This is a genomic window from Oceanicaulis sp. (assembly GCA_040112665.1).
Lineage (GTDB): Bacteria > Pseudomonadota > Alphaproteobacteria > Caulobacterales > Maricaulaceae > Oceanicaulis.
Genome location: CP157796.1, coordinates 1,041,231 through 1,061,788, shown reverse-complemented (window position 1 = coordinate 1,061,788; position 20,558 = coordinate 1,041,231). Strand labels below are relative to the sequence as shown.

Here is a 20,558-nt window from a genome sequence, read left to right as displayed (position 1 = left end):
ACTATGCGTCCTTCTTGTCGTTGGAAGTCTGGTCCGGCGCGGCCGGGCGGCCCTTCAGGCTCGCCGCGATCAGCGCGTCGGTGAGTATGAGTTTGGCGTCCGCGATCCAGTCGAACGGGATGAGCGCGGTGTCTTCTTCGCCCTTGAGGTCGATCATGACGTTACCGTCCTCGACCCCGGCGAGCACGCCGCGGAAGCGCTTGCGGTTCTCCACCAGCCGGTCGAGTTCGAGCTTGGCTTCGAATCCTTCCCAGCGCGCGAAGTGATCGAGCGCGGTGAGCGGCCGGTCGATGCCCGGCGAGCTGACCTCGAGATCGTATTCGCCGCTGATCGGATCGGCTTCCTCGAAGATGTCCGACAGGGCGCGCGACAGCTTCGCGCAGTCCTCGACGTTCATCGTTCCGTCGCTGCGCTCGGCCATGATCTGCACGGTGGTCTTCTTGCCGCCCATCACGCGCACGCGCACGATCTCCATGCCGAGGGTCTCGGCGACCGGCTCGGCGAGATCGAGCACCCGCTCGTCTTGGGGCGTACGCGCCTTCATGGGCTCTCCGTGCGGCCCGGATCAGGAAACGAAAAGGGCGGCCCGGTGCTCCGAGCCGCCCGATCGCGCCGTCCGGCGTATCGAACTTGTTGAGGCGCTGTATACGCCTCTCAGGGCGAGCGCGCAACGGGGGCGCGCTTCAGCCCTTCACGAAGTCGAAGAAGACCGGATCGATATCGCCCAGATGCTTGGACTGATAGCGCGTCACCACGTGATCTGACGGATTCTCGCGCCAGTCGTCAGGGTGCGCGCCGGTCCAGTTCAGTCCCGGCGTCTGAAGCAGGATCGGAAACGCCCAGTCGGCGTAGGCGCGTACGTCGGTCGCCACGCGCAGCCGACCGCCAGGCTTGAGAATCCGGGCGAGCTGACGCGCGGTGTCGTCCTGCACGAAGCGGCGCTTGGCGTGGCGTTTCTTCGGCCAGGGATCGGGGAAGAGCAGATAGATCTGATCGAACGCGGCCTCAGGCGCAGCCTCGATCTCGTCACGCGCGTCGGCGCGCTTGACGCGCACATTTCCAAGGCCCCGATCCTCGATCCCGGTCAGCGCCTTGGCGACGCCGTTCAGGAAGGGCTCGATCCCGATGAAGCCGGTCTGCGGCGCACGGGCAGCCTGTTCGATCAGGTGCTCCGCCGCGCCGAAGCCGATCTCCAGCACGTGTCGATCGAAATCGGGCAGCAGCGCGGACGGGTCCAGCCCACCGTCCGGCCAGGCCAGCGCCTCGCCGAGCGTGTCGACGAGGGTCTGCTGGCGCGCGGTGAGCTTGTGGCCCTGTGCGCGGCCATAAAGGCGTCGGTTCTGCGGTGTCTCGGTCATGGCGCGGGGTATACGCGCGATCGGCTGCGGGTAAAGCGCCGCGCATGAAAAAGCCCCGGCGCGCCGGGCGCCGGGGCTTCTCGTTCAGGCCTGCGAGGCGCCTAGAAGCGGCTCTTCAGCGCGTCGGCCAGATCGGTCTTCTCCCAGGAGAAGCCGCCGTCATTGTCCGGCGTGCGGCCGAAATGGCCGTAGGCGGCCGAGCGCTCGTAGATCGGGCGGTTGAGCTGGAGATGGGTGCGGATGCCCTTGGGACGCAGGTCCACCAGCTCGCGCAGCGTGTTCTCCAGCTTCGCCTCGTCGACGTTTCCGGTGCCGTGCGTGTCGACATAGACCGACAGCGGCTTGGCCACCCCGATCGCGTAGCTGAGCTGGATGGTGCACTTCTTCGCCAGGCCCGCCGCGACGACGTTCTTGGCGAGATAGCGCGCGACATAGGCCGCCGAGCGGTCCACCTTGGTGGGATCCTTGCCGGAGAACGCGCCGCCGCCATGGGGCGCCGCGCCGCCATAGGTGTCCACGATGATCTTGCGCCCGGTCAGGCCGGCGTCGCCGTCGGGTCCGCCGATGACGAACTTGCCGGTCGGGTTGACGTAGAACTCGTCCTCGGGCGGGAACCAGCCTTCGGGCAGGACCTTCTGAACCACCGGACGGACCAGCTCGCGCACGTCGCCGAGGCTCACCCCGTCCTTGTGCTGGGTGGAGACCACGACCGAGGTGACAGCGACCGGCTTGCCGTTCTCGTAGCGCAGCGTGACCTGGGACTTGGCGTCGGGTTCGAATTCGGGCCGCTCGCCGGTTTTCCTCAGCCGCGCCATCTCCTTGAGGATCTGGTGGGAGTAGGTGATCGGCGCGGGCATCAGCTCGGGCGTCTCGTCGGTCGCGAAACCGAACATGATGCCCTGGTCGCCGGCGCCTTCCTCTTCGTACGAGCCGGTGCCTTCGTCCACGCCCTGGGCGATGTCGGCGGACTGCTCGTGCAGATAGTTCTGGAACGCGGCCGTCTCCCAGTGGAAGCCGTCCTGCTCGTAGCCGATATCCTTCACCGCGCGGCGTGCGGCCTGCTCGATCTCGGCCTCGTCTATATCGCCTGCGCAGCGCACCTCGCCGGCCAGCACGATCCGGTTGGTCGTGGTCAGGGTCTCGCAGGCCACGCGCGCCACCGGGTCCTTGGACAGGAACAGGTCCACGATCGCATCGGAGATGCGGTCGCACACCTTGTCCGGATGGCCTTCGGATACGCTTTCGCTGGTGAACAGATAGGACGATCGAGCCACGGACAGGGCCTCCATATAAAGCTTGCTTTATATGGAGCGCATAAACCCGATCCGGCCCCGCAAGGCAAGGCCCGGCTTCCGATTATTCCCCGAGGACGCGCCTATTTCGACGGCGCAGCCGCTTCGGCCTCTTCCGCGGCGAGGGTGCGGACAAGTTCAAGGATGCGGCGGCGGACCTTGGAGTCCTTGATGCGCGCGAAGGCCTGGGCGAGCTGGACGCCGTCTGCGGACTGGATGAAATCGTCCACGATCGGGGTCTGATCGCCTTCGGAGAAGCCCGGCTGACGCGCGTTTTCAGAGACGCCTTCGTAGAAAAACGACACCGGCACGTCGAGCACGCGGGCGAGATGCCAGAGCCGCCCCGCGCCGACCCGGTTGGTGCCGCGCTCGTATTTCTGGACTTGCTGGAACGTCACCCCGAGTTCTTCACCGAGCTTTTCCTGGCTCATGTTCAGAAGCTGCCGGCGCAGGCGGACGCGCGAGCCGACATGGCGGTCGACGGCGTTCGGACCGCGGGGATTGGGTGTGTTGCTCATTGCAGGCTGTTCCCTATCGACAAACTGGCCGCACCATACACGGGTTCGGCCCATAAACAGTTACACACGGCGCCGTACGCCATCGGCGGGATCCGCCGCCCCTGACCGGCGCAGAAGCAAGCCGAGCCCCAGAAGTAGCAAGCTGAACACGCTCAACCAGGGCCAGTCTCCATGCCGGGCGTAAATAGTTTCCCCGCGCGGCTCAAGCAATCGAAAGTCCAATGCCGCGTTCGCGTCGAGCCCGAGGACCTGTACAGGGCGTCCATACGGATCGATCTGTCCTGAAACGCCTTTCGACGCCGCCCGCACCATCGGAAGGCCCTCCTCGATCGCGCGATATCGCGCCTGGTTGAAGTGCTGTCGCGGTCCGGTGGTGTTTCCGTACCAGGAATCGTTGGACACGTTGACGAGCCAGTTCGCCCGATCCACGCCGCGCGGCGCGAAGCGGGCATACACCACTTCATAGCATATCAGCGGAGAAAACGGTGGCAGCCCGGTATCTGACAGGGTCCGCGCGCCGGGCCCCGGTGTGTAGGCCGCGCCCCACTGGCTGAGCGTGTCCAGCCCCAGCGGACGGGTCAGCGCATGAACCGGATTGCTCTCGCCGAAGGGGACGAGTTTCACCTTGTCGTAGACCGCTCTAAGGGTCACAGCTTCGTCTATCTGGAGAACTGCGAGCGCGTTGAAGTAGGCGTCCGGCGCGCCGCCTTCGCCCGCCTCGGCCCGGGTCGTACCGGTTACGAGAATGAGATTATGCGACAATCTGTCGCGAATGCGTTCGAGCAGGGCGCGATCGCGCAGGAGCAGAGCGGGAATCGCTCCCTCAGGCCAGACCAGCACGTCCACCGCCTCGAGACCCGGCTGCGCGGAAAGGTCGAGATAGTCTTCCAGGATCGCCTCGCGGCGCTCGAACCGCTTGTCGGCCTGCTCGATGGCGAGCTGGACGACCCGGACGGTCAGGCCGGTTTCCCGCACGTCCGCGTCCGCAAGCCTGATCGCACCGAAGCTCCACGCCCCGATGAGCAAAGCGAGCCCCGTCAGCGCAGGCGCGGCGCGCCGCCAGGCGGCGCCCGGTCCGGCGAGCGCTGCGGGCGCGGCGAAAGCGAAAAGCACGAGCGCGCTCAGCCCGAACGCGCCCGCCAGCGCTGCGGCCTGGCTCACCGCGCCGCCTGCGGCGAAGACATGGCCCGGCAGGTTCCAGGGAAAGCCTGAAAGGATCGTGGCGCGCAGAAGCTCGGCGATCAGGAACAGCGCGGCGAACACGCAGACGCGCTCGGGGCCGGAGGGCGCGAAACGGGCGTAGAGCGCGCCGGCCGCGCCCCAGAACAGCGCCAGCCCGCCCGGCAGGAGAATGAGCGGCGCCCAGATCAGCCAGGCGTGATCGCCCGCGCTTACGAGGAAGGCGTTCGCAACCCAGAACGTGCCGGCCAGGAACTGGCCCGCGCCGAACCACCAGGCGCGGGCGAAACCCGCGCGCCATGGCCGAGCGGTGCGCCGAGACGCGTCCAGGCTCCAGACCAGCGCGACATAGCCGGCGATCAGGACGGGCTGGGAGTGGTAGGGCGCATGCGCGAACACGCCGAGAGCGCCCAGCGCGAACAGCGCCGCGTAGAGCGGCCAGCCCTTCAGCGCGCGCCAGCGGGCGAGCGCCCTGCGGCCCGCAGAGGCCGGCCCGGCCGCGCTCACGCCGCGCCGTTCGCCGAAGCGGCTTTCGCCGGCTCTTCAGGCGCGGGCGCGGCGGGACGCACGCGCACGCGCTTGATCCGGCGCGGATCTGAATCGAGCACCTCGAATTCAAAGCCCGACGGGTGGGCCAGCACTTCGCCGCGCTCGGGCACGCGTCCGGCGAGGCGGAAGACCAGACCGCCGAGCGTGTCGACGTCGGCTTCTTCCTCGTCGGTGGCGATGTCCTGGCCGATCACCGCTTCAAGCTCGGTGATCTCCGCGCGCGCATCGGCTTCCCAGCAGGCTGCGCCCTTGGACTTGACGCTGGCCGGCTCGGTTTCGTCGTGCTCGTCCTCGATGTCGCCGACGATCGGTTCGAGCAGGTCTTCCAGCGTCACAAGGCCGTCCGTGCCGCCGAACTCGTCGACGACCAGCGCCATGTGCTGGCGGCGCGACTGCATCTTCAGAAGTAGGTCGAGCGCGCGCATGGACGGCGGCACGTACAGAAGCGGCCGGCGGATGGCGGGCAGGATCTTCGCCTCGCCCCAGTCCTCGCCGCCTGCGCCGCCCTGCTCGGCGTAACGCGACAGATAGCCGACCACGTCCTTGATGTGCGCCACGCCGACCGGATCGTCGAGGGTCTCGCGGAACACCGGCAGGCGCGAATGGGCGGCCTCGCCGAAAATCTTGGCGAGTTCTTTCAGCGGGGTGTCGATGTCGACCGCAGTGACGTCGGCGCGCGGGACCATGACGTCCTGCACCCGCTTTTCATGGAAATTCTGCACGTTCAGCAGAAGATCGCCGCCCGCCGCGCCTTCGACGCTTACGCCGTTCTCGACAGGGGCGGGCTCGGCCTGACTGGCCGGGCGGTTGAAGGCGCGCGTCAGGCGCGCCAGAAGACTTCGAGACGCAGGGTCTGTCATGACTCCGTTTCCACGAGATAGGGATCTTTGATCCCCAGGCCGGTCAGGACCGCGCTTTCCAGCGCCTCCAACTCGGCCGCCTCGTCTTCCTCCTGATGATCCAGTCCATTGAGATGCAGAACGCCGTGCAGGACAAGATGCACGGCGTGCTCGACGACCGATTTTCCGGCCGCCTCGGCCTCGCGCGCACAGGTTTCCCAGGCCAGCGCGAGATCGCCGGGATAGCCTTCGCTCTCCGGCGCGGGAAAGGACAAGACGTTCGTGGGCATGTCCTTGCCCCGGAAACGATGATTGAGATCGCGCAGCACCGCGTCGCCCGACAACAGCACCACGGCCGTGCCCGGCCTTGCCGCGTCGAGCCGGGCGAGCCCGGCCTCGACGGCTTTCTCAGCCAGAGCCTCGAAGCCCGCCGCGCCTTCCCAGCGCGCGTCGTCGATCATGAATTCGAGCCGCGGCGTGCTCATTTGCGTGTCTCCCGCCGCTCGTCGTCGCGCTCATAGGCGTCGACGATCCGGGCGACCAGGCCGTGTCGGACCACGTCCTGCCGGCCGAACCGGCGCACCGCGATGCGCTCGACATCGCCGAGGATCGACAAGGCGTGCGGCAGGCCCGAAGGCTCGCCGGGCCGAAGATCGGTCTGGGTCGGATCGCCGGTCACCGCCATGCGCGAGCCTTCGCCCAGGCGGGTCAGCACCATGCGCATTTGCGGCACGGTGGCGTTCTGCGCCTCGTCGACGACGACGAAGGCGCGCGACAGGGTGCGGCCGCGCATGAAGGCGAGCGGGGCGACTTCAATCCGGCCCTCGTCGCGCATCTTCTCGTACACGCGCTGGCCCAGCGCGTCGCGCAGGGCGTCCCAGATCGGCAGCAGGTAAGGGTCGATCTTCTCGGTCAGATCGCCGGGCAGAAAGCCCAGACGCTCGCCGGCCTCCACCGCGGGGCGGGTGATCACCAGCCGCTCGACATTGCCCAGCGCCAGCTGGGAGGCGCCGTAGGCGACTGCAAGCAGGGTCTTGCCGGTGCCCGCCGGGCCGACGCCGAAGACCATGTCGTGGGCCTTCTCGTTTTTCAGCGCGCGGACATAGGCTTTCTGGCCGTCGGTGCGGGCGGCGAAATGCTCGCCGCGCGGCACCCGGATGACCGCGTCGATCTCCTCGCCCGGCTCGTCGTCGGCCATCAGGCAGGCGGCCTTCACAGCCGGCGGATCGATCTGCACTCCGCTTTCCAGCCCGCCATAGAGCGCGCTCAGCACCCGGCGCGCCTCGGTGCGCGCGCGGCCGTCGCCGGAGACGATCATGACCTGACCGCCGCCGGGCGCCTCGAGGCGCACGCCGAGCTCGGCTTCGACCACGGCGAAATTCTCGTGGCTCGGCCCGGCGAGCAGGCGCACCCGCTCGGCGTCGTCGAAATAGAGGGTTTCGGCCGGTTCCCGCCTGGGGCGGCGCGATTTCGGCGAGCGGCTCACGCGGCGCGGGTCTCCTCGGGGACGAGACGTGCGGCGAGCGCGTTCTTCGAGGCGCCGGTGACCTCCACCTCGGCGATCTCGCCGATCAGGGAGGCCGGGCCGTCGCAATGGACCGCCTGCAGATAGGGGCTGCGGCCCGAGAGCTGGCCGTCATGCCGGCCCTCGCGCTCGAACAGCACCGGCAGCCTGCGGCCGATCATCGAACGGTTGAAGGCGAGCTGCTGTTCCGCCAGCAGCGCCTGAAGCCGGGCGAGGCGCTCGGTCTTCACCGCCTCGTCAACCTGGCCGAACATGGCCGCGCCCGGCGTGCCGGGACGGCGGGAGTATTTGAACGAGAAGCAGCTGGCGTAGTTCACCTGCCGCACAAGCTCCATCGTGGCCTCGAAATCGGCCTCGGTCTCGCCGGGAAAGCCCACGATCATGTCGCCCGAGATCGCGATATCGGGACGCGCGGCGCGCAGCCGGGCGATGATGTCGAGATACTCCGCCGCGGTGTGCTTGCGGTTCATCGATTTCAGGATCTTGTCCGAGCCCGACTGAACCGGCAGGTGGAAGTACGGCATCAGCTTGGGCGTATCGGCGAAGGCCGAGATCAGATCCTCGTCCATGTCGCGCGGATGGCTGGTGGTGAAGCGGATGCGCTCGATCCCGCCGATCAGCGCGAGATGACGCACCAGACGACCCAGACCCCAGCTTCCGCCCGCCTCGTCGCCCGCCGGCGCTTCGCCGTGATAGGCGTTGACGTTCTGGCCCAGAAGCGTGACCTCGCGGACGCCCTTGGCGGCGAGCTGGCGCACCTCGGCCACCACCTGATCCGCCGGCCGCGACCACTCCGCGCCACGCGTATAGGGCACCACACAGAAGGTGCAGAACTTGTCGCAGCCTTCCTGAACAGTGACGAAAGCCGTGTAGCCGTCGACCTGGCGCTCGGGCGCGGCGAGCGTGTCGAACTTCTCCTCGACCTCGAATTCGGTGTCGAGGCCTTCGCCTCGGCCGCGATGGACGTTGGCGATCAGCTCGGGAAGCTTGTGATAGGTCTGCGGGCCGACCACCAGATCGACGACAGGCGCGCGGCGCTGGATCTCCGCGCCTTCGGCCTGGGCCACACAGCCCGCCACCGTCACGGTCATCGACGAGCCTTCGGCGGCCTTGGCCTCCTTCAGGGGCTTCAGCCGGCCCAGCTCGGAATAGACCTTCTCGGCGGCCTTTTCGCGGATATGGCAGGTGTTCAGAATGACGAGATCCGCCCCCTCGGGCGTCTCGCTCGGCTCATAGCCCAGCGGGCTCAGAACATCGCGCATACGATCTGAATCGTACACGTTCATCTGGCAGCCATAGGTCTTGATGAACAGGCGCTTTTTGGCCTTGTCGCCGGAAGGCGCCGGGGCGGGCGTCGTGTCGCTCATGACCGAAGCCGGCCTCCTCGCCGGCGTGACTTCAGCTGCTCAGGGCGCGAGCGGAAACCCCTCGCGCGCGCGAACGAGGGGTTATGGGGATGAAACGCCTGTCTGGCAAGGGGAGGAGGGAGTTACCGCTCCCTACTCGCCGTCCTTCAGCTTCACGCCGTAAAGCTCCAGCCGGTGATCGACGAGCTTGTAGCCGAGCTTGCGGGCGATGGCTTCTTGCAGGCGCTCGATCTCTTCGTCGAAAAATTCGATCACCTCGCCGGAATTCATATCGATGAGATGGTCGTGATGGTCGTCGGCGGCTTCTTCATAGCGCGAGCGGCCGTCGCGGAAGTCGTGGCGCTCGATGATGCCGGCTTCTTCGAACAGGCGCACCGTGCGGTAGACGGTGGCGAGCGAAATCCGGCTGTCCTCGGCGCTGGCGCGGCGGTGCAGCTCCTCGGCGTCGGGATGGTCGTCGGCCTCGCTGAGCACGCGCGCAATGGTGCGCCGCTGCTCGGTCATGCGCAGACCCTTGTCGATGCAGAGCTTTTCGATCCGGTCCGGCATCGCCGCGCCTCCCTGACTCACCTTCACGTCCCTAGATACGCCCCGCCGCCGAGCCCTGTCCATACAAAGCCCGCCTAGAGCGCCAGCCGCATCAGCGCCGCGTCCGAGCCGTCGCGGTAATAGCGCGGCCTGCGGCCGACCTCGATAAAGCCCGCCCGAAGGTAGAGCGCGCGCGCGGGCGCGTTCGCTTCCGACACTTCGAGGAACATCGCCTCGGCGCCGCGCGCCCGCGCCTGATCAAGGCATGCGGCGAGCAGGCGTGCGCCGAGCCCCTCGCCGCGGCGCGCCTCAGGTACGGCGATCGTCAGAAGCTCGCTTTCGCCTGCGATGGTGCGGATCAGCGCCACGGCGAGCGGCGTTTCCACTTCGCTGAGGATCAGCGCCTCCACCCCGGTCGAGCCCAAAAGGCCCGCCATCTCGGCTTCGCTCCAGCCAGGGTCGAACCCGCCCGCATGCAGCTGCGCGCACAGGCCGGCCGCTTCGGCGCCGAAGCTTCGCACTGAGACTTTTTGCGGTTTCACGGGTTCCCCACCAATCGCAGTTTCCGGAGCCGGCGCATGCATAGCGTGATTTTCGATTGTGACGGGGTTCTCGTGAACACCGAGGCGATCGTGGTGGACATCGAGATCGCCGCCATGGCCGAGCTAGGCGTGACCTATGACCGCGACGCTTACATCGCGCGCTATGTCGGCTGCAGCGAGGAGGATTTCGAGGCCGGTCTCGACGCCGACCATCGTGCGGTTCACGGCGGCGGCCTGCCGGCAGGCTTCATGGACGCGCTCGAAGCCCGGCGGGTCCGGGCACTGGAACGCGAAGTCGCCGCCATCGACGGCGTGCGCGAGTTCGCCGCCTCGCTGGATTGCCCGCGCGCGGTCGCCTCGTCCTCGCGCACGCCGGTTCTGAAAATGAAGCTCAGAAAGACCGGGCTCGCGCCGTTGTTCGGCGCGCATGTCCATGGCGGGTCGGACGTGGCGCACGCCAAGCCCGCGCCGGACCTGTTCCTGCGCGCCGCGGACGGGCTGTGCGCCGATCCGGCCGACTGCCTGGTGGTTGAGGACAGCGTCTACGGGGTCACCGCCGCGCGCCGGGCCGGGATGACCGCCTGGGGCTTCATCGGCGGCGGGCACTGCCCGGACGGTCACGGGCGAGGCCTGGCCGCAGCCGGGGCCGAGCGCGTGTTCGGCAGCTACGCCGCGCTTTCAGCCGCCTATCACGAGCGCGCCTTCGCCTAGGCCGGCTCGGCGCCGCCGGGCAGCTTCGCGTCGGGCGGCCTGGCGTAAACCGGCGCGGGCCGGGGCGCGTCGGGGGCGGCCTCGCGTGTCAGGGCGATCAGCGCGTCCAGCGGCGGGGCGGGATCGAAATGGGCCGGATCGGCCCCCAGAAGCGACGCGCCCGATCCGGTCAGATGAATGTCGCCGTAGGCTTCAAGCTCTTCGATCGCGTCTTCGGCGCGGCCGCGTTCGAGCCCCGTCACCGCGGCGCCATGGGCGAAGATCGTCCACAGAAGCTCGCCGCGCCTTGCGTCATGCACGGCCATGACCGTGCGTTCGGCTTTCGGGTCGGCGCGGCGGGCGAGGGCGGGCAGGAGCCCGATCCCGATCGCCTGCGCGCCGGTGCTCAGCGCCAGACCGCGCGCGAACGACACGCCCACCCGCGCGCCGGCGAAGCTGCCCGGCCCGGTGTTCACCCCGATGCGCGACAGCGCGCCGGCGGGCAGGCCGGCCTCGGCCAGCAGCGCCTCGACCATCGGGGCCAGGCGCTCGGCGTGGCCTCGGCCGATCTCCTCGACGCGCACGAAGCGCCCATTGGCGGTGTCCAGCGCCGCCGCGCACCAGGGTCCGATCGTGTCGAGTACGAGAACAGGGGTCATGACATGAAGATAATACGGCTCCCGCTAACGCACCATGAAGCGCAGCGGTTCCGGTCTTCACTCCGATCCCGCCTCTATTTCAGGATCTTGGCGCCGGCCTCGAAGCTCAGCTTGGGCAGGCGGGGGAACAGCTTGTCGGTGGTGCCGTAGCCGATATTGCACAGGAAGTTCGACCGCCAGGCGCCCATTTCGGGATCGTTCTTGAAGAAGGTCTCGTCCACGCCTTCCTTGTCGAACCCGCTCATCGGCCCGCAATCGAGCCCCAGCGCACGGGCGGCCATGATCAGATAGGCGCCCTGGAGCGAGGAGTTCCTGAACCCGTTCTCGAACCGCGCCTCGTCAGAGGCGAACCACTCTTTCGCTTCGGGATTGTGCGGGAACAGGTCGGGGATCTTGTCGTGGAAATTCCAGTCCCAGGCGACCACCACGGTCACCGGGGCGGTCAGCGTCTTTTCGATATTGGGTTCGATCAGATGCGGGCGCAGCTTTTCCTGGCTCTCGCCCTTCAGGAACAGGAAGCGCGCCGGGGACTGGTTCGCGCTGGTCGGTCCGAACTGAAGAAGCTCGTAGAGCGCTCGCAGCGTCGTGTCGGAGACGTCGCGCTCCTCCCAGGAATAGAAGGTGCGCGCACCGCGGAACAGCTGTTCGAGGCTGTGATCGGGCAGGATCGCGTGCCGGTCGGGCTTGGCCAGCGGCTGACCTTCGTTCGGCTCGGCGTTCTGGGTCTCGGCGGACATGATCGCTCCGGTTCGGTTCGTGATCGACGCCGGAACGATAGGGCGGGCGAACGCAGGATCAAACCGCGCGGGCTGAAAAAGCCTTTTTCCTAAACCACCGCCTCGACGCCCTTCACCTCGGGCACGTAGTGCTTGAGGAGGTTCTCGATGCCCATTTTCAGGGTCATCGTCGAGGACGGGCAGCCTGCGCAGGCACCGCGCATGTGCAGCATCACGATCCCGCTGGCTTCGTCGTAGGAGTGGAACACAATGTCCCCGCCGTCGCGCGCCACGGCCGGGCGCACGCGGGTGTCCAGCACTTCGACGATTTCCCGGATTATGGGATCGTCGGACTGCGCCGCCCCGCCCTCGCCGGCTGCGCCGTCGAACAGGTCCTGCCCGCTTTCCAGCGCGTCCATGATCGCGCCCAGAACGGCGGGGCGGATATGGGCCCATTCAACGCCCTCGGCCTTGGTCACCGAGACGAAATCGGCGCCGGCGAAGACCCGCACCACGCCTTCGACAGCGAAGAGCTCGCGGGCCAAGCGCGAGGCTTGCGCCTCTTCAGGGGTGGCGAATTCGCGCGGCGCCTCGGGGCTGATCTCCCGGCCGGGCAGGAATTTCAGCGTCTCGGGGTTCGGCGTGATTTCGGTCTGGATGAACATCAGAAGCTCCAGCGGCGGTCTTGCGCCTACAGGTGACGCCGGGCGCGGCTGCGCGCAACCCTTCGAGGAGTAGGGAAAAGCCTCAGCTCAGCGCCTTCACGTCCTCGCGCGACAGCCCGCCGGGCACCACGGTGACGGGGATCTGCCGGTCCTCGAACAGGCCCCTGGGCCGCGACAGCGCGCCCACGAGGGGGCCGGGCCCGCCGCCGTCGGTGGCCGCGCCGAGCACGAGGATGGCGATCGAGGGATCGTCGGCGACCAGCGTTCTGAGGCAGGCGAGCAGATCGCCTTCCTTCAGGATCAGCTCAGGCCGGGTTTCGGTGACGCCTTCGACGTCCTCGGCCAGGCTTTCGAGCGCGGTCTCGGCCGCCTCCATGGCTTCGGCGCGCATGGTTTCGCCCACGCCCAGCCAGTGCTCGAAGCCCTGCTCGGTCTGGGCCACGGCGAGGATCGTCACCGACCCGCCGGTGTTGCGCGCCCGGCGTGCGGCGAAGTATGCCGCTGTGCGGCTCTCGTCGGAGCCGTCTGCAATGACGAGGAATTTGCGCACGGTCATACGCTGACCGTGCCGCGATCTGGCGAAGGCGGCAAGCGTCCATGACCGAACCGGGAAAGCTTCAGGCCGAACTGACCGACCGCCGCAATCCGCTGGAGCCCGAGCGGACGGTGTCGGTCTACGCCGACCGGATCGAGCTGTCCGAGGCCGGCCGGCTGGTCAAACGCATCCCCGTCGAGGCGGCGCAGAGCGTGCGCCTGACCGTAGAGCCAGCCGGAAGCGAGACACAGGTCGTCTGCCGTGTACGCGCGGCGTCAGGAGAGATCGCCTTCGGCAGCCGCAGCGCGAAGGGCGCAGGATGGACCGACAACGCGCTCGCGTTTCAGGCTGCGCTGGTCGCGGTTCACAGGGTGCTCGAGCCGCGCTGGGGCGAGGTCGCCTTCCTGGAAGGCCAGACGCTCGGCTTCCGGCTGGCCATGACCGCCGCCGGGATCACGGTCGCCAGCGGCGCGGCGGCGTTCTCGGGGTACATGCTCGTGGTCCGCGAAAGCGCGCTTCTGGGCCTGATCGGCCTGCCGTTCGCCGTGGCGGGCGGCTATCTCGCCTGGCTGTTCAGACCGGGCCGGCCCGCCCCCTACGATCCGGCGGCGCTGGTCAAGCGCTTCGGGGGGTGAGGGCTAGAGCTTGGACTTGAGCGCCCTCACGAACGCCCGGCCCATGGCCGGGCCCTGTTCGGGGTAAAGATAGGGCTCGATGATTTCGAGCTCCATCACGGCCAGATGACCGTCCAGCCCGCGCACCATGTCCACCCGGGCGTAGAGCAGATCGGCTTCGCCGGTGATCTCCGCGGCCGCGTCGAGCACCTGACGGCAAAGATCGAGCTCGCCGGGTCGGGGGATATGCGCGACTTCACGCGCGCCGAAGATCGACTGGACGCGGTAATCGCCTGCTTTGGGCAATTTCTGAAGCGCGTGGGAGAACGCGCCGCTGAAGAAGACGAAGCTGTACTCGCCTTCTTCCGGCACGGCCGGCAGGAAGGGCTGAATGAGACACGCCGCAGGCGGCAGATCCTCGGCGGCCGGGACGGGCTCGCCCTTCGTGACCAGCGCCTGTCGCCAGGCGCCGCCGCCCACCAGCGGTTTGACGACGATCCGGCCGGTGTCCAGCGCGTCGAAGGCTTCTGTGATCGTGGCGGCATCGGCCCGGTCCGCCCAGATCGTCGGGATGGAGGGCGCGCCCGCTGCAGCGAGCTCGCGCAGATAGGTCTTCTCGATGTTCCAGCGCACGACATGAGGCGGGTTATGGACCGGCGCGGTCTCGTTCAGCCGGTCGATCGCTGCGAGAAAGCCCGGCAGCTTCGGCGGGTAATCCCAGACCGTGCCGATCATGAAGCCGGCATAGCCTTCGGGATCGAAGCCGGAATCCCATATCCGGCTCTCCAGCGTGATCCCTTCGGCCGCACAGGCGCGGGACAGCGCGCCGAATTCGAGCTCGTACTCGATCCAGTCCTCCCGGGCGCCGGGCCGGTCCTTCATCATGTTCGCCGAAGTGAGAAAGCAGAAACGGGTCACGGCCGGGCTCCAGAAGCGTTCGCGCGGACTTAGCCGCTCCGAGCGGCTTTGCCCAGACCGGGGCGCGCTTGTAAGCGCCGCTGAGCCGGGCTAAGCCCGGCGCGACCCGTCCATCACAGCAGACCCTTGCGAGATCCATGACCGAACTCCGCTACGACGTCCTGGGCGTCGGCAACGCCATCGTCGACGTGCTCGCCTCCGTCCCCGACGCCTTCATCGACAAGCACGGCCTGGCCAAGGACGCCATGCTGCTGATCGACGAGGACCGGGCGAAGGCGCTCTACGAGGCGTTCCCTCCCGGCCAGGAGATTTCCGGCGGATCGGCGGCGAACACGCTTGCCGGGATCGCGAGCCTGGGGGGGCGCGGCGCCTATATCGGCAAGGTCGCCGACGATCAGCTGGGCGAGGTCTTCGCCCATGATCTGCGCGCTGCGGGCGTTCACTACGACACCGCACCGCTGAAAGACGGCCCGGCCACGGCGCGCTGCCTGATCGCGGTGCCGCCCGACGCGCGCCGGGCGATGAACACCTTCCTGGGCGCCTCCACCATGATGAGCGAGACCGATATCGACGAGTCCCTCATCAAGGACGCGGGGATCGTGTTTCTCGAGGGCTATCTGTTCGACCGCCCCGAAGCCAAGGCGGCCTTCGTCAAGGCCTCCGAGTTTGCGAAGAAGCACGGCCGGCGCGTCGCGCTGACCCTGTCGGACGTGTTTTGCGTGGAGCGTCATCGCGACAGCTTCCGCGACCTTGTGAAGAACCATATCGACATCCTGCTCGCCAACGAGGCCGAGCTGAAATCGCTCTATGAGACCGAGGATTTCGACAGCGCGCTGACCCAGGTGCGCAGCGAGGTCGAGATCGCCGCGGTGACGCGCTCGGAAAAGGGCGCGGTGATCGTCTCCGGCCAGGAAACCGCCGAGGTTCCCGCCGAGCCCGTCGAGAAAGTCGTCGACACCACCGGCGCGGGCGACCTGTTCGCCGCAGGTCTTCTGATCGGTCTGGCCCGCGGGACGAGCCTTGCGGTGGCGGGCCGTCTCGGCGTGATCGCGGCGGGCGAGATCATCTCCCACATGGGCGCGCGTCCGAACGTGCGGCTTCACGAGCTCGTGAACCGTGCGGGCCTCGAGCTGCCCCCCGCCAGCTGATTTTCGAACGATCCACAGCCTGGTCCGCCGCGGCCCCGCCCTGGGGAAAACTCCGGCGGCGGACCGGAATTCAAGCGTTTCGCTTCGCCGTTGTGTCACATTAACGGCTTTTTCAGCCTGTTTGCGCCAAGCTTCCGGTCTGACCTTGCGCGACTTCCCGCGCGACGCCGACAGCCGGGGGCCTGATGGCGCCGATCCGACACGCTTTCGCCAGAGTGATGCGCTCGCTCGTGATGAAGTTCACCTTGCTGTGCGGGGTGCTTCTGGTCCTCGCGACAGCCATGCTCATGGTGATCGAGTTCCAGCTCAAGCGGGCGGAGAACACCGAGGCGGGCCTCACCCACGCCGAGCTGATCACCGAGCTGTTCGCGGCGAACTCCGCGCCGCTTTTTGCGACTGGCGACACGCGGATGCTCGACCGGCGAATCGTCGACTTCGTCGGCCGCGACGACGTGGCTTCTGTCTACGCTGCAGACGTCAATCGCCGCGTCCTCGCCGCTTCGGGCGAGACCGCGCACCATCCCGGAGAGCGCGCCGCAGACCATCTGATCCAGTCCGCCATCGGTGCGGTGGATACGCGCATCGAAACGATCGGAACAATGATCCGCGTCGCCGAACCCGCCTTCCATGAAGGCCGGCTGGTGGGCGCGGTCGTGGTCACCGTGCCGATCTCTGCGGTCGCCCGGCCGGCCGGAGAAATCCTGCGCCGCCAGATCCTGATCGCGCTCGCCGCGCTGGTGATCTTCCTGCCGCTCGTCGCCTTTTCGGTGGGCAAGGCTCTGGGGCCGATCCGCAAGCTGACCGAGGCGGCGCGCCTGGCCAGCTCGCGCAAGCTCGACCTCAGGATCGAGGTGAACACCGGCGACGAGCTGGAAATGCTCGCCAACGCCTTCAACCGCATGTTCGCCCGGCTCGACGCCAGCATGAAGCGCGTTCACCGGCTGGCCTATGTGGACATGATCACCGAGCTGCCCAATCGCGAGCGATTCCGCAAGGAAGTCGAGCGCGTGGCGCGCGAAGCCGCCGACTCCGGCCATGAAGGCGCGATCCTGTTTCTCGATCTGGACCGGTTCAAGCGGGTCAACGACTCGCTCGGCATCGGCGAGGGCGACCGTCTGCTCGAAGCCGTCGGACGCCGCCTGCGCGAAGCGGCGCGCGGCTGGGATCTCGCCAACGGCGATCTGGGCGCCGGCCCGTCCATGGTCGCCCGCCTGGGCGGGGACGAATTCACGCTTCTGATGCCGCGCCTGCGCGATCCCGCCGACGCCGCGCGCCTGGCCCGCCGGATCATCGACGCCGTGCGCCGGCCGTTCGAGGTCAGCGGGCACCAGGTGTTCCTGGGCGTGTCCACCGGCGTCGCGGTGTTCCCGCGCGACGGCTCGGACCCCGAAACGCTGCTGCGCCATGCCGACCTCGCCATGGCCGCGGCCAAGCGCTCGGGCGGCAATGCCGTGGAGTTCTTTGAATCCTCGATGAACCAGAGCGCGTTCGAGCGTCTGGTGCTGGAAAACGAGCTGCGCGAGGCGGTGCGCGACGATCAGCTGGTGGTGTTCTATCAGCCCAAGGTCCGCATGACCGACGGCGGGCTGGCCGGCGCCGAGGCGCTGGTGCGCTGGCGCCATCCCACCGCGGGCCTTCTGTCTCCGGGCGCCTTCATCCAGGCGGCCGAGGAATGCGGCCTGATCGGTGAGATCGGCGACTGGGTGCTGCGCCGCGCCTGCCGCGAGATCAAGGCCCTGGCCGATCGCGGCCACGCAACGCCTGTGGCGGTCAACGTCTCCGCCATGCAGTTTGAATCCGAGGATTTCGCCCAGACCGTGCTCGACGCCCTGCACGAATCCGGCCTGCCGCCTGAGATGCTGGAGCTCGAACTCACCGAGTCCACCGCCATGCGCGATCCCGAGCGCGTGATCCAGCAGATCGATCCGCTGCGGAAGATCGGCGTGACCTTCGCCATCGACGATTTCGGCACGGGGCATTCCTCGCTGAGCTATCTCACGCGGATGCCGTTCGACGTGTTCAAGATCGACCAGAGCTTCGTGCGCGACATGAGCAAGGACGAGCACGCCCGCATCGTGGTCGAGACGATCCTGGCCATGGCCCGCTCGCTGAAACTCAAGACAGTGGCCGAGGGTGTAGAGACCACCGAGCAGTACAAGGCGCTGCGCGATCTCGGCGCGACGCTGGCCCAGGGCTATCTGTTCGGCCGGCCCATGCCGATGGACGAGCTCGAGCGCTTCGCCGAACCCGGCGCGGCGGCCGTCGCCGGCTAGCGGAGGGCCGGGCGCGCGGGTCACAACCCTGTGACCTTTGCGCCACGTGCAATATCTTTCTCGAATTTAATTGAACAACCCCGCCCTCTTGTGGCACAAATACACCTGCAGCAAACGCTGCTCCTGGCGCCGTCCCCCCGCGGCCTTGCCAGGGTGTCGCGCCGGTTTCCCCCCAGACCCGGCGCGCCCGGACCCGCTCTCACCCCGGAGCGATAAGGGCCTCGACGCGCCCGGCGGTCCCCTCACCGCCGGGCGCTTTTCGCTTCCGGCGTGCAGATCATGGCGTGCGAAGCGCCGCTGAGCGCGCTAGACACGTGGCCATGACCGACTTTTCAGATGACGACGGGCCCGGCGGCGCCGAAGACGAGATCGCCCGCCTGCTCGACGAGATACCGCTCCTGTACAAGGCGCGCGCCTTCGCCGAATCGGTCACCGATCCGGCCTTCTTCTCACGGCTCGGCGAAACGCTCGATACGCGCGAGACCAAGCTCGCCCGCGCCTATCTCGACGGGCTGGGCTTTCCCGACGCCGATCCTGCGCCGCTGGGCGACTGGGCGGACGCGGTCGCCGCCGCAGAAGCGCTCGATCGCGATCCCCTGGCCTGGGAGGCTGAGGAGATGCTGCGCACGAGCCTGGTCGATCAGGTGCTGCAGAGGCTGGACGAGCGGGCGCTGGAAGCTGCGCTGACGCTGGTCGCCGCCAAGATCGGCGAGATCGCGCGCCAGGCCGCCGAGGCCAGCGCCGCGCTCGACGACGTCTATGACGAGGCGGTGGTCAACGCCGCGGCCGGCGGGCTGGTGCAGGCCGCTCACGGGGCGGTTCTGGTGCTTCTGGCCGAAGCCGAGGACGAGGACCCGCCCCATCCCTTCCTGGCGCGCTGGCGGCTTTATGTCCGCGGCCGCTGGCCCGTCGGCGTCGCCGGCGCCACCTACAACATCCTCTGAGCCTTCAGGAGCCGCCGATGAGCGCGCTGACCGTCGCCACCTGGAACATCAACTCCGTCCGCCTGCGCCATCCGCTGATCGCGCGCTGGGCCGGGGATGCGGACCCCGACGTGATCTGCCTTCAGGAGATCAAGTGCCAGCCCGACCAGTTCCCGCGCAAAGCCTTCGAACAGATGGGCTATCCCCACCAGCACGTGGTCGGTCAGAAGGGTCTGCACGGCGTCGCGATCGTCTCCAGACGCCCGCTCACGCCGCTCGACCAGCACAGGATCTGCCCCAAGCACGAAGCCCGCTTCCAGCGGGTGGAGATCGACGGGGTGGAGATCCAGAATTTCTACATCCCCGCCGGCGGCGACGAGCCCGATCCCGACATCAATCCGCGCTTCGCTCACAAGCTCGCCTTCCTCGAGGCGCTCGAAAACTATGCGAAAGAGCGGGCGGCGGAGAACGCGCCGATCGTGCTGGTCGGCGATCTCAACATCGCCCCGCGCGAGCACGACGTCTGGAGCCATAAACAGCTCCTGAAAGTCGTCAGCCACACCCCGCCGGAGACCGAAGGCCTCGAACGGATCCGCGATGCCGGCGGCTTTCTGGACGTCGCCCGCGAACTGATCCCGGAGCCTGAAAAGGTCTACACCTGGTGGAGCTACCGGAACCGGGACTGGCGCAAGTCAAACCGCGGCCGCCGCCTCGACCATGTCTGGGTGACCGAGGCGCTGAAAGAGCGCGCGTTGTCGGCCGGACGCGACGCCTTCCGGATCTGGGAGGACACGAGGGACTGGGACAAGCCCTCCGACCATGCCCCGGTGACGCTGAGGCTGGGTTAGGCGGGCTCTAAACCTGCAACCTGTACCCGCCGCTTTCGGTGACGATCAGCCGGCCCTTGCCGTCGGGCTCGATTTTCTGGCGCAGCCGGTAGACATGGGTTTCCAGCGTGTGGGTGTTGGCTTCGCGGTGATAGCCCCAGACCTGGTCGAGCAGCTCCTCGCGCGGCACGGGCTTGCCGCCCGCGCGGTAAAGATATCTGAGAATGTTAGTCTCTTTCTCGGTGAGCCGGATCTTCTTCTCGGCCTCGTCGAGCAGGAGCTTCATCGAGGGCTTGAACCGGTAGGGCCCGATCTGCAGCACCGCGTCCTCGCTCTGCTGGTGGCGGCGCAGATGCGTGTTCACGTGCTCGAGCAGGACCATGAAGCTGATCGGCTTGGCGAGAAAATCGTCCGCGCCCGACCTCAGGCCCAGCACGTGATCGGCGTCGCCGGACTGGGCGGTCAGAAGGATGATCGGCGTCTTCACGCCCTCCTCGCGCAGCCGGCGGCAGGCTTCGCGCCCGTCCATGTCGGGAAGGCCGACGTCGAAGATGATGAGATCGACGCCCTCCTCCTTCGCCATCGCCATGCCCGGCCGAGCGGCGTCGGCCGTGATCACGTCGAACTGCTCGTCATAGGTGAACTGTTCGGCGAGCGCGTCGCGCAGGAGCGGGTCGTCGTCGACGATGAGCAGGGTCTTGCGGGCCATTGTGTTCGCGCCTTCTTCACCGGTTCGCGCCGGGCGGGAAAGAACCGCCCGGCAAGCCTTGCCCGATCCGGGCCCGCGCGCAAGCGCGAGCGGCCAGATCGCAAGGCCGGGCTTATAGACCGGCGCTGGCCCGGGGCTTGCTCACCCTTGCGTGAGCCTCGCGCACCCTTGCGTGAGGCCGCCC

General features: G+C 67.9%; 23 protein-coding genes. 6 read left to right on the top strand and 17 right to left on the bottom strand.

What is annotated here, in order from left to right; all coding sequences use genetic code 11:
* Position 1: 1 nt before the first annotated feature.
* The 11 genes from rimP to ABL308_04975 form a co-directional block, all read right to left on the bottom strand.
* The gene (gene rimP, locus ABL308_05025; GenBank protein ID XBQ17241.1) at positions 2-544 is read right to left on the bottom strand and encodes a ribosome maturation factor RimP; all 543 of its coding nucleotides are present in this window, start codon (positions 542-544) and stop codon (positions 2-4) included.
* Positions 545-683: 139 nt separating this feature from the next.
* Positions 684-1,358 carry a tRNA (guanosine(46)-N7)-methyltransferase TrmB gene (gene trmB / locus ABL308_05020; GenBank protein ID XBQ17240.1) on the bottom strand — a complete coding sequence of 225 codons (675 nt, stop codon included), beginning with the start codon at positions 1,356-1,358 and terminating at the stop codon, positions 684-686.
* A gap of 101 nt (positions 1,359-1,459) precedes the next feature.
* Positions 1,460-2,632 carry a methionine adenosyltransferase gene (metK, locus tag ABL308_05015; GenBank protein ID XBQ17239.1) on the bottom strand — a complete coding sequence of 391 codons (1,173 nt, stop codon included), beginning with the start codon at positions 2,630-2,632 and terminating at the stop codon, positions 1,460-1,462.
* 101 nt (positions 2,633-2,733) lie between these two features.
* Entirely contained in the window at positions 2,734-3,168 is a 435-nt protein-coding gene (locus tag ABL308_05010; protein ID XBQ17238.1) for a helix-turn-helix domain-containing protein, read from the bottom strand.
* A 60-nt stretch (positions 3,169-3,228) separates the two neighbouring features.
* Positions 3,229-4,854, bottom strand: a complete 1,626-nt coding sequence (gene lnt, locus ABL308_05005) for an apolipoprotein N-acyltransferase (GenBank protein XBQ17237.1) — start codon at positions 4,852-4,854, stop codon at positions 3,229-3,231.
* Positions 4,851-5,756: a hemolysin family protein gene (locus ABL308_05000; protein XBQ17236.1), complete on the bottom strand. Its 906-nt coding sequence runs from the start codon at positions 5,754-5,756 to the stop codon at positions 4,851-4,853. The genes lnt and ABL308_05000 overlap by 4 nt, the downstream gene beginning before the upstream one ends.
* Entirely contained in the window at positions 5,753-6,220 is a 468-nt protein-coding gene (ybeY, locus tag ABL308_04995) for an rRNA maturation RNase YbeY (GenBank protein XBQ17235.1), read from the bottom strand. Before ybeY ends, ABL308_05000 begins: the two co-directional genes overlap by 4 nt.
* Positions 6,217-7,221, bottom strand: coding sequence for a PhoH family protein (locus ABL308_04990; GenBank protein XBQ17234.1), 1,005 nt, complete (start codon positions 7,219-7,221; stop codon positions 6,217-6,219). The genes ybeY and ABL308_04990 overlap by 4 nt, the downstream gene beginning before the upstream one ends.
* Positions 7,218-8,627, bottom strand: coding sequence for a tRNA (N6-isopentenyl adenosine(37)-C2)-methylthiotransferase MiaB (gene miaB, locus ABL308_04985; GenBank protein XBQ17233.1), 1,410 nt, complete (start codon positions 8,625-8,627; stop codon positions 7,218-7,220). The genes ABL308_04990 and miaB overlap by 4 nt, the downstream gene beginning before the upstream one ends.
* A 132-nt stretch (positions 8,628-8,759) precedes the next feature.
* Entirely contained in the window at positions 8,760-9,176 is a 417-nt protein-coding gene (locus ABL308_04980; protein ID XBQ17232.1) for a Fur family transcriptional regulator, read from the bottom strand.
* 74 nt (positions 9,177-9,250) lie between these two features.
* Complete coding sequence (locus ABL308_04975; GenBank protein XBQ17231.1) at positions 9,251-9,697, bottom strand: GNAT family N-acetyltransferase; 447 nt, start codon at positions 9,695-9,697, stop codon at positions 9,251-9,253.
* Positions 9,698-9,733: 36 nt separating this feature from the next.
* Here ABL308_04975 and ABL308_04970 point away from each other — a divergent pair, with 36 nt between their 5' ends.
* Complete coding sequence (locus ABL308_04970; protein ID XBQ17230.1) at positions 9,734-10,408, top strand: HAD family phosphatase; 675 nt, start codon at positions 9,734-9,736, stop codon at positions 10,406-10,408.
* Here the strand turns inward: ABL308_04970 and tsaB are convergent.
* From tsaB to ABL308_04950, 4 genes are all read right to left on the bottom strand, one after another.
* On the bottom strand, positions 10,405-11,046 hold the full coding sequence (gene tsaB, locus ABL308_04965) for a tRNA (adenosine(37)-N6)-threonylcarbamoyltransferase complex dimerization subunit type 1 TsaB (protein ID XBQ17229.1): 642 nt from the start codon (positions 11,044-11,046) through the stop codon (positions 10,405-10,407). The two genes, ABL308_04970 and tsaB, sit on opposite strands and share 4 nt — an antisense overlap.
* Positions 11,047-11,120: 74 nt before the next feature.
* Complete coding sequence (locus ABL308_04960; GenBank protein XBQ17228.1) at positions 11,121-11,783, bottom strand: malonic semialdehyde reductase; 663 nt, start codon at positions 11,781-11,783, stop codon at positions 11,121-11,123.
* Between the two features lie 89 nt (positions 11,784-11,872).
* Positions 11,873-12,427, bottom strand: a complete 555-nt coding sequence (locus ABL308_04955; protein ID XBQ17227.1) for a NifU family protein — start codon at positions 12,425-12,427, stop codon at positions 11,873-11,875.
* An 82-nt stretch (positions 12,428-12,509) separates the two neighbouring features.
* Positions 12,510-12,983: a universal stress protein gene (locus ABL308_04950; protein XBQ17226.1), complete on the bottom strand. Its 474-nt coding sequence runs from the start codon at positions 12,981-12,983 to the stop codon at positions 12,510-12,512.
* A 41-nt stretch (positions 12,984-13,024) separates the two neighbouring features.
* On the opposite strand from ABL308_04950, the gene ABL308_04945 reads away from it, so the two are divergent.
* Complete coding sequence (locus ABL308_04945) at positions 13,025-13,597, top strand: hypothetical protein (GenBank protein XBQ17225.1); 573 nt, start codon at positions 13,025-13,027, stop codon at positions 13,595-13,597.
* A gap of 3 nt (positions 13,598-13,600) precedes the next feature.
* Here ABL308_04945 and ABL308_04940 read toward each other — a convergent pair whose 3' ends face one another.
* Positions 13,601-14,494 (bottom strand): hypothetical protein, encoded by an 894-nt coding sequence (locus ABL308_04940; GenBank protein XBQ17224.1) that lies wholly within the window; start codon positions 14,492-14,494, stop codon positions 13,601-13,603.
* A 137-nt stretch (positions 14,495-14,631) separates the two neighbouring features.
* Between ABL308_04940 and ABL308_04935 the strand changes: the two genes are divergently transcribed.
* From ABL308_04935 to xth, 4 genes are all read left to right on the top strand, one after another.
* Positions 14,632-15,642, top strand: coding sequence for an adenosine kinase (locus ABL308_04935; protein XBQ17223.1), 1,011 nt, complete (start codon positions 14,632-14,634; stop codon positions 15,640-15,642).
* Positions 15,643-15,860: 218 nt separating this feature from the next.
* Complete coding sequence (locus tag ABL308_04930; protein XBQ17222.1) at positions 15,861-17,915, top strand: EAL domain-containing protein; 2,055 nt, start codon at positions 15,861-15,863, stop codon at positions 17,913-17,915.
* A 320-nt stretch (positions 17,916-18,235) separates the two neighbouring features.
* A complete protein-coding gene (locus ABL308_04925) occupies positions 18,236-18,859 on the top strand; it encodes a hypothetical protein (protein ID XBQ17221.1) in 624 nt (207 codons plus the stop codon).
* A 17-nt stretch (positions 18,860-18,876) separates the two neighbouring features.
* Positions 18,877-19,686, top strand: coding sequence for an exodeoxyribonuclease III (gene xth, locus ABL308_04920; GenBank protein XBQ17220.1), 810 nt, complete (start codon positions 18,877-18,879; stop codon positions 19,684-19,686).
* 7 nt (positions 19,687-19,693) lie between these two features.
* Here xth and ABL308_04915 read toward each other — a convergent pair whose 3' ends face one another.
* The gene (locus tag ABL308_04915; protein XBQ17219.1) at positions 19,694-20,374 is read right to left on the bottom strand and encodes a response regulator transcription factor; all 681 of its coding nucleotides are present in this window, start codon (positions 20,372-20,374) and stop codon (positions 19,694-19,696) included.
* Positions 20,375-20,558: the final 184 nt, after the last annotated feature.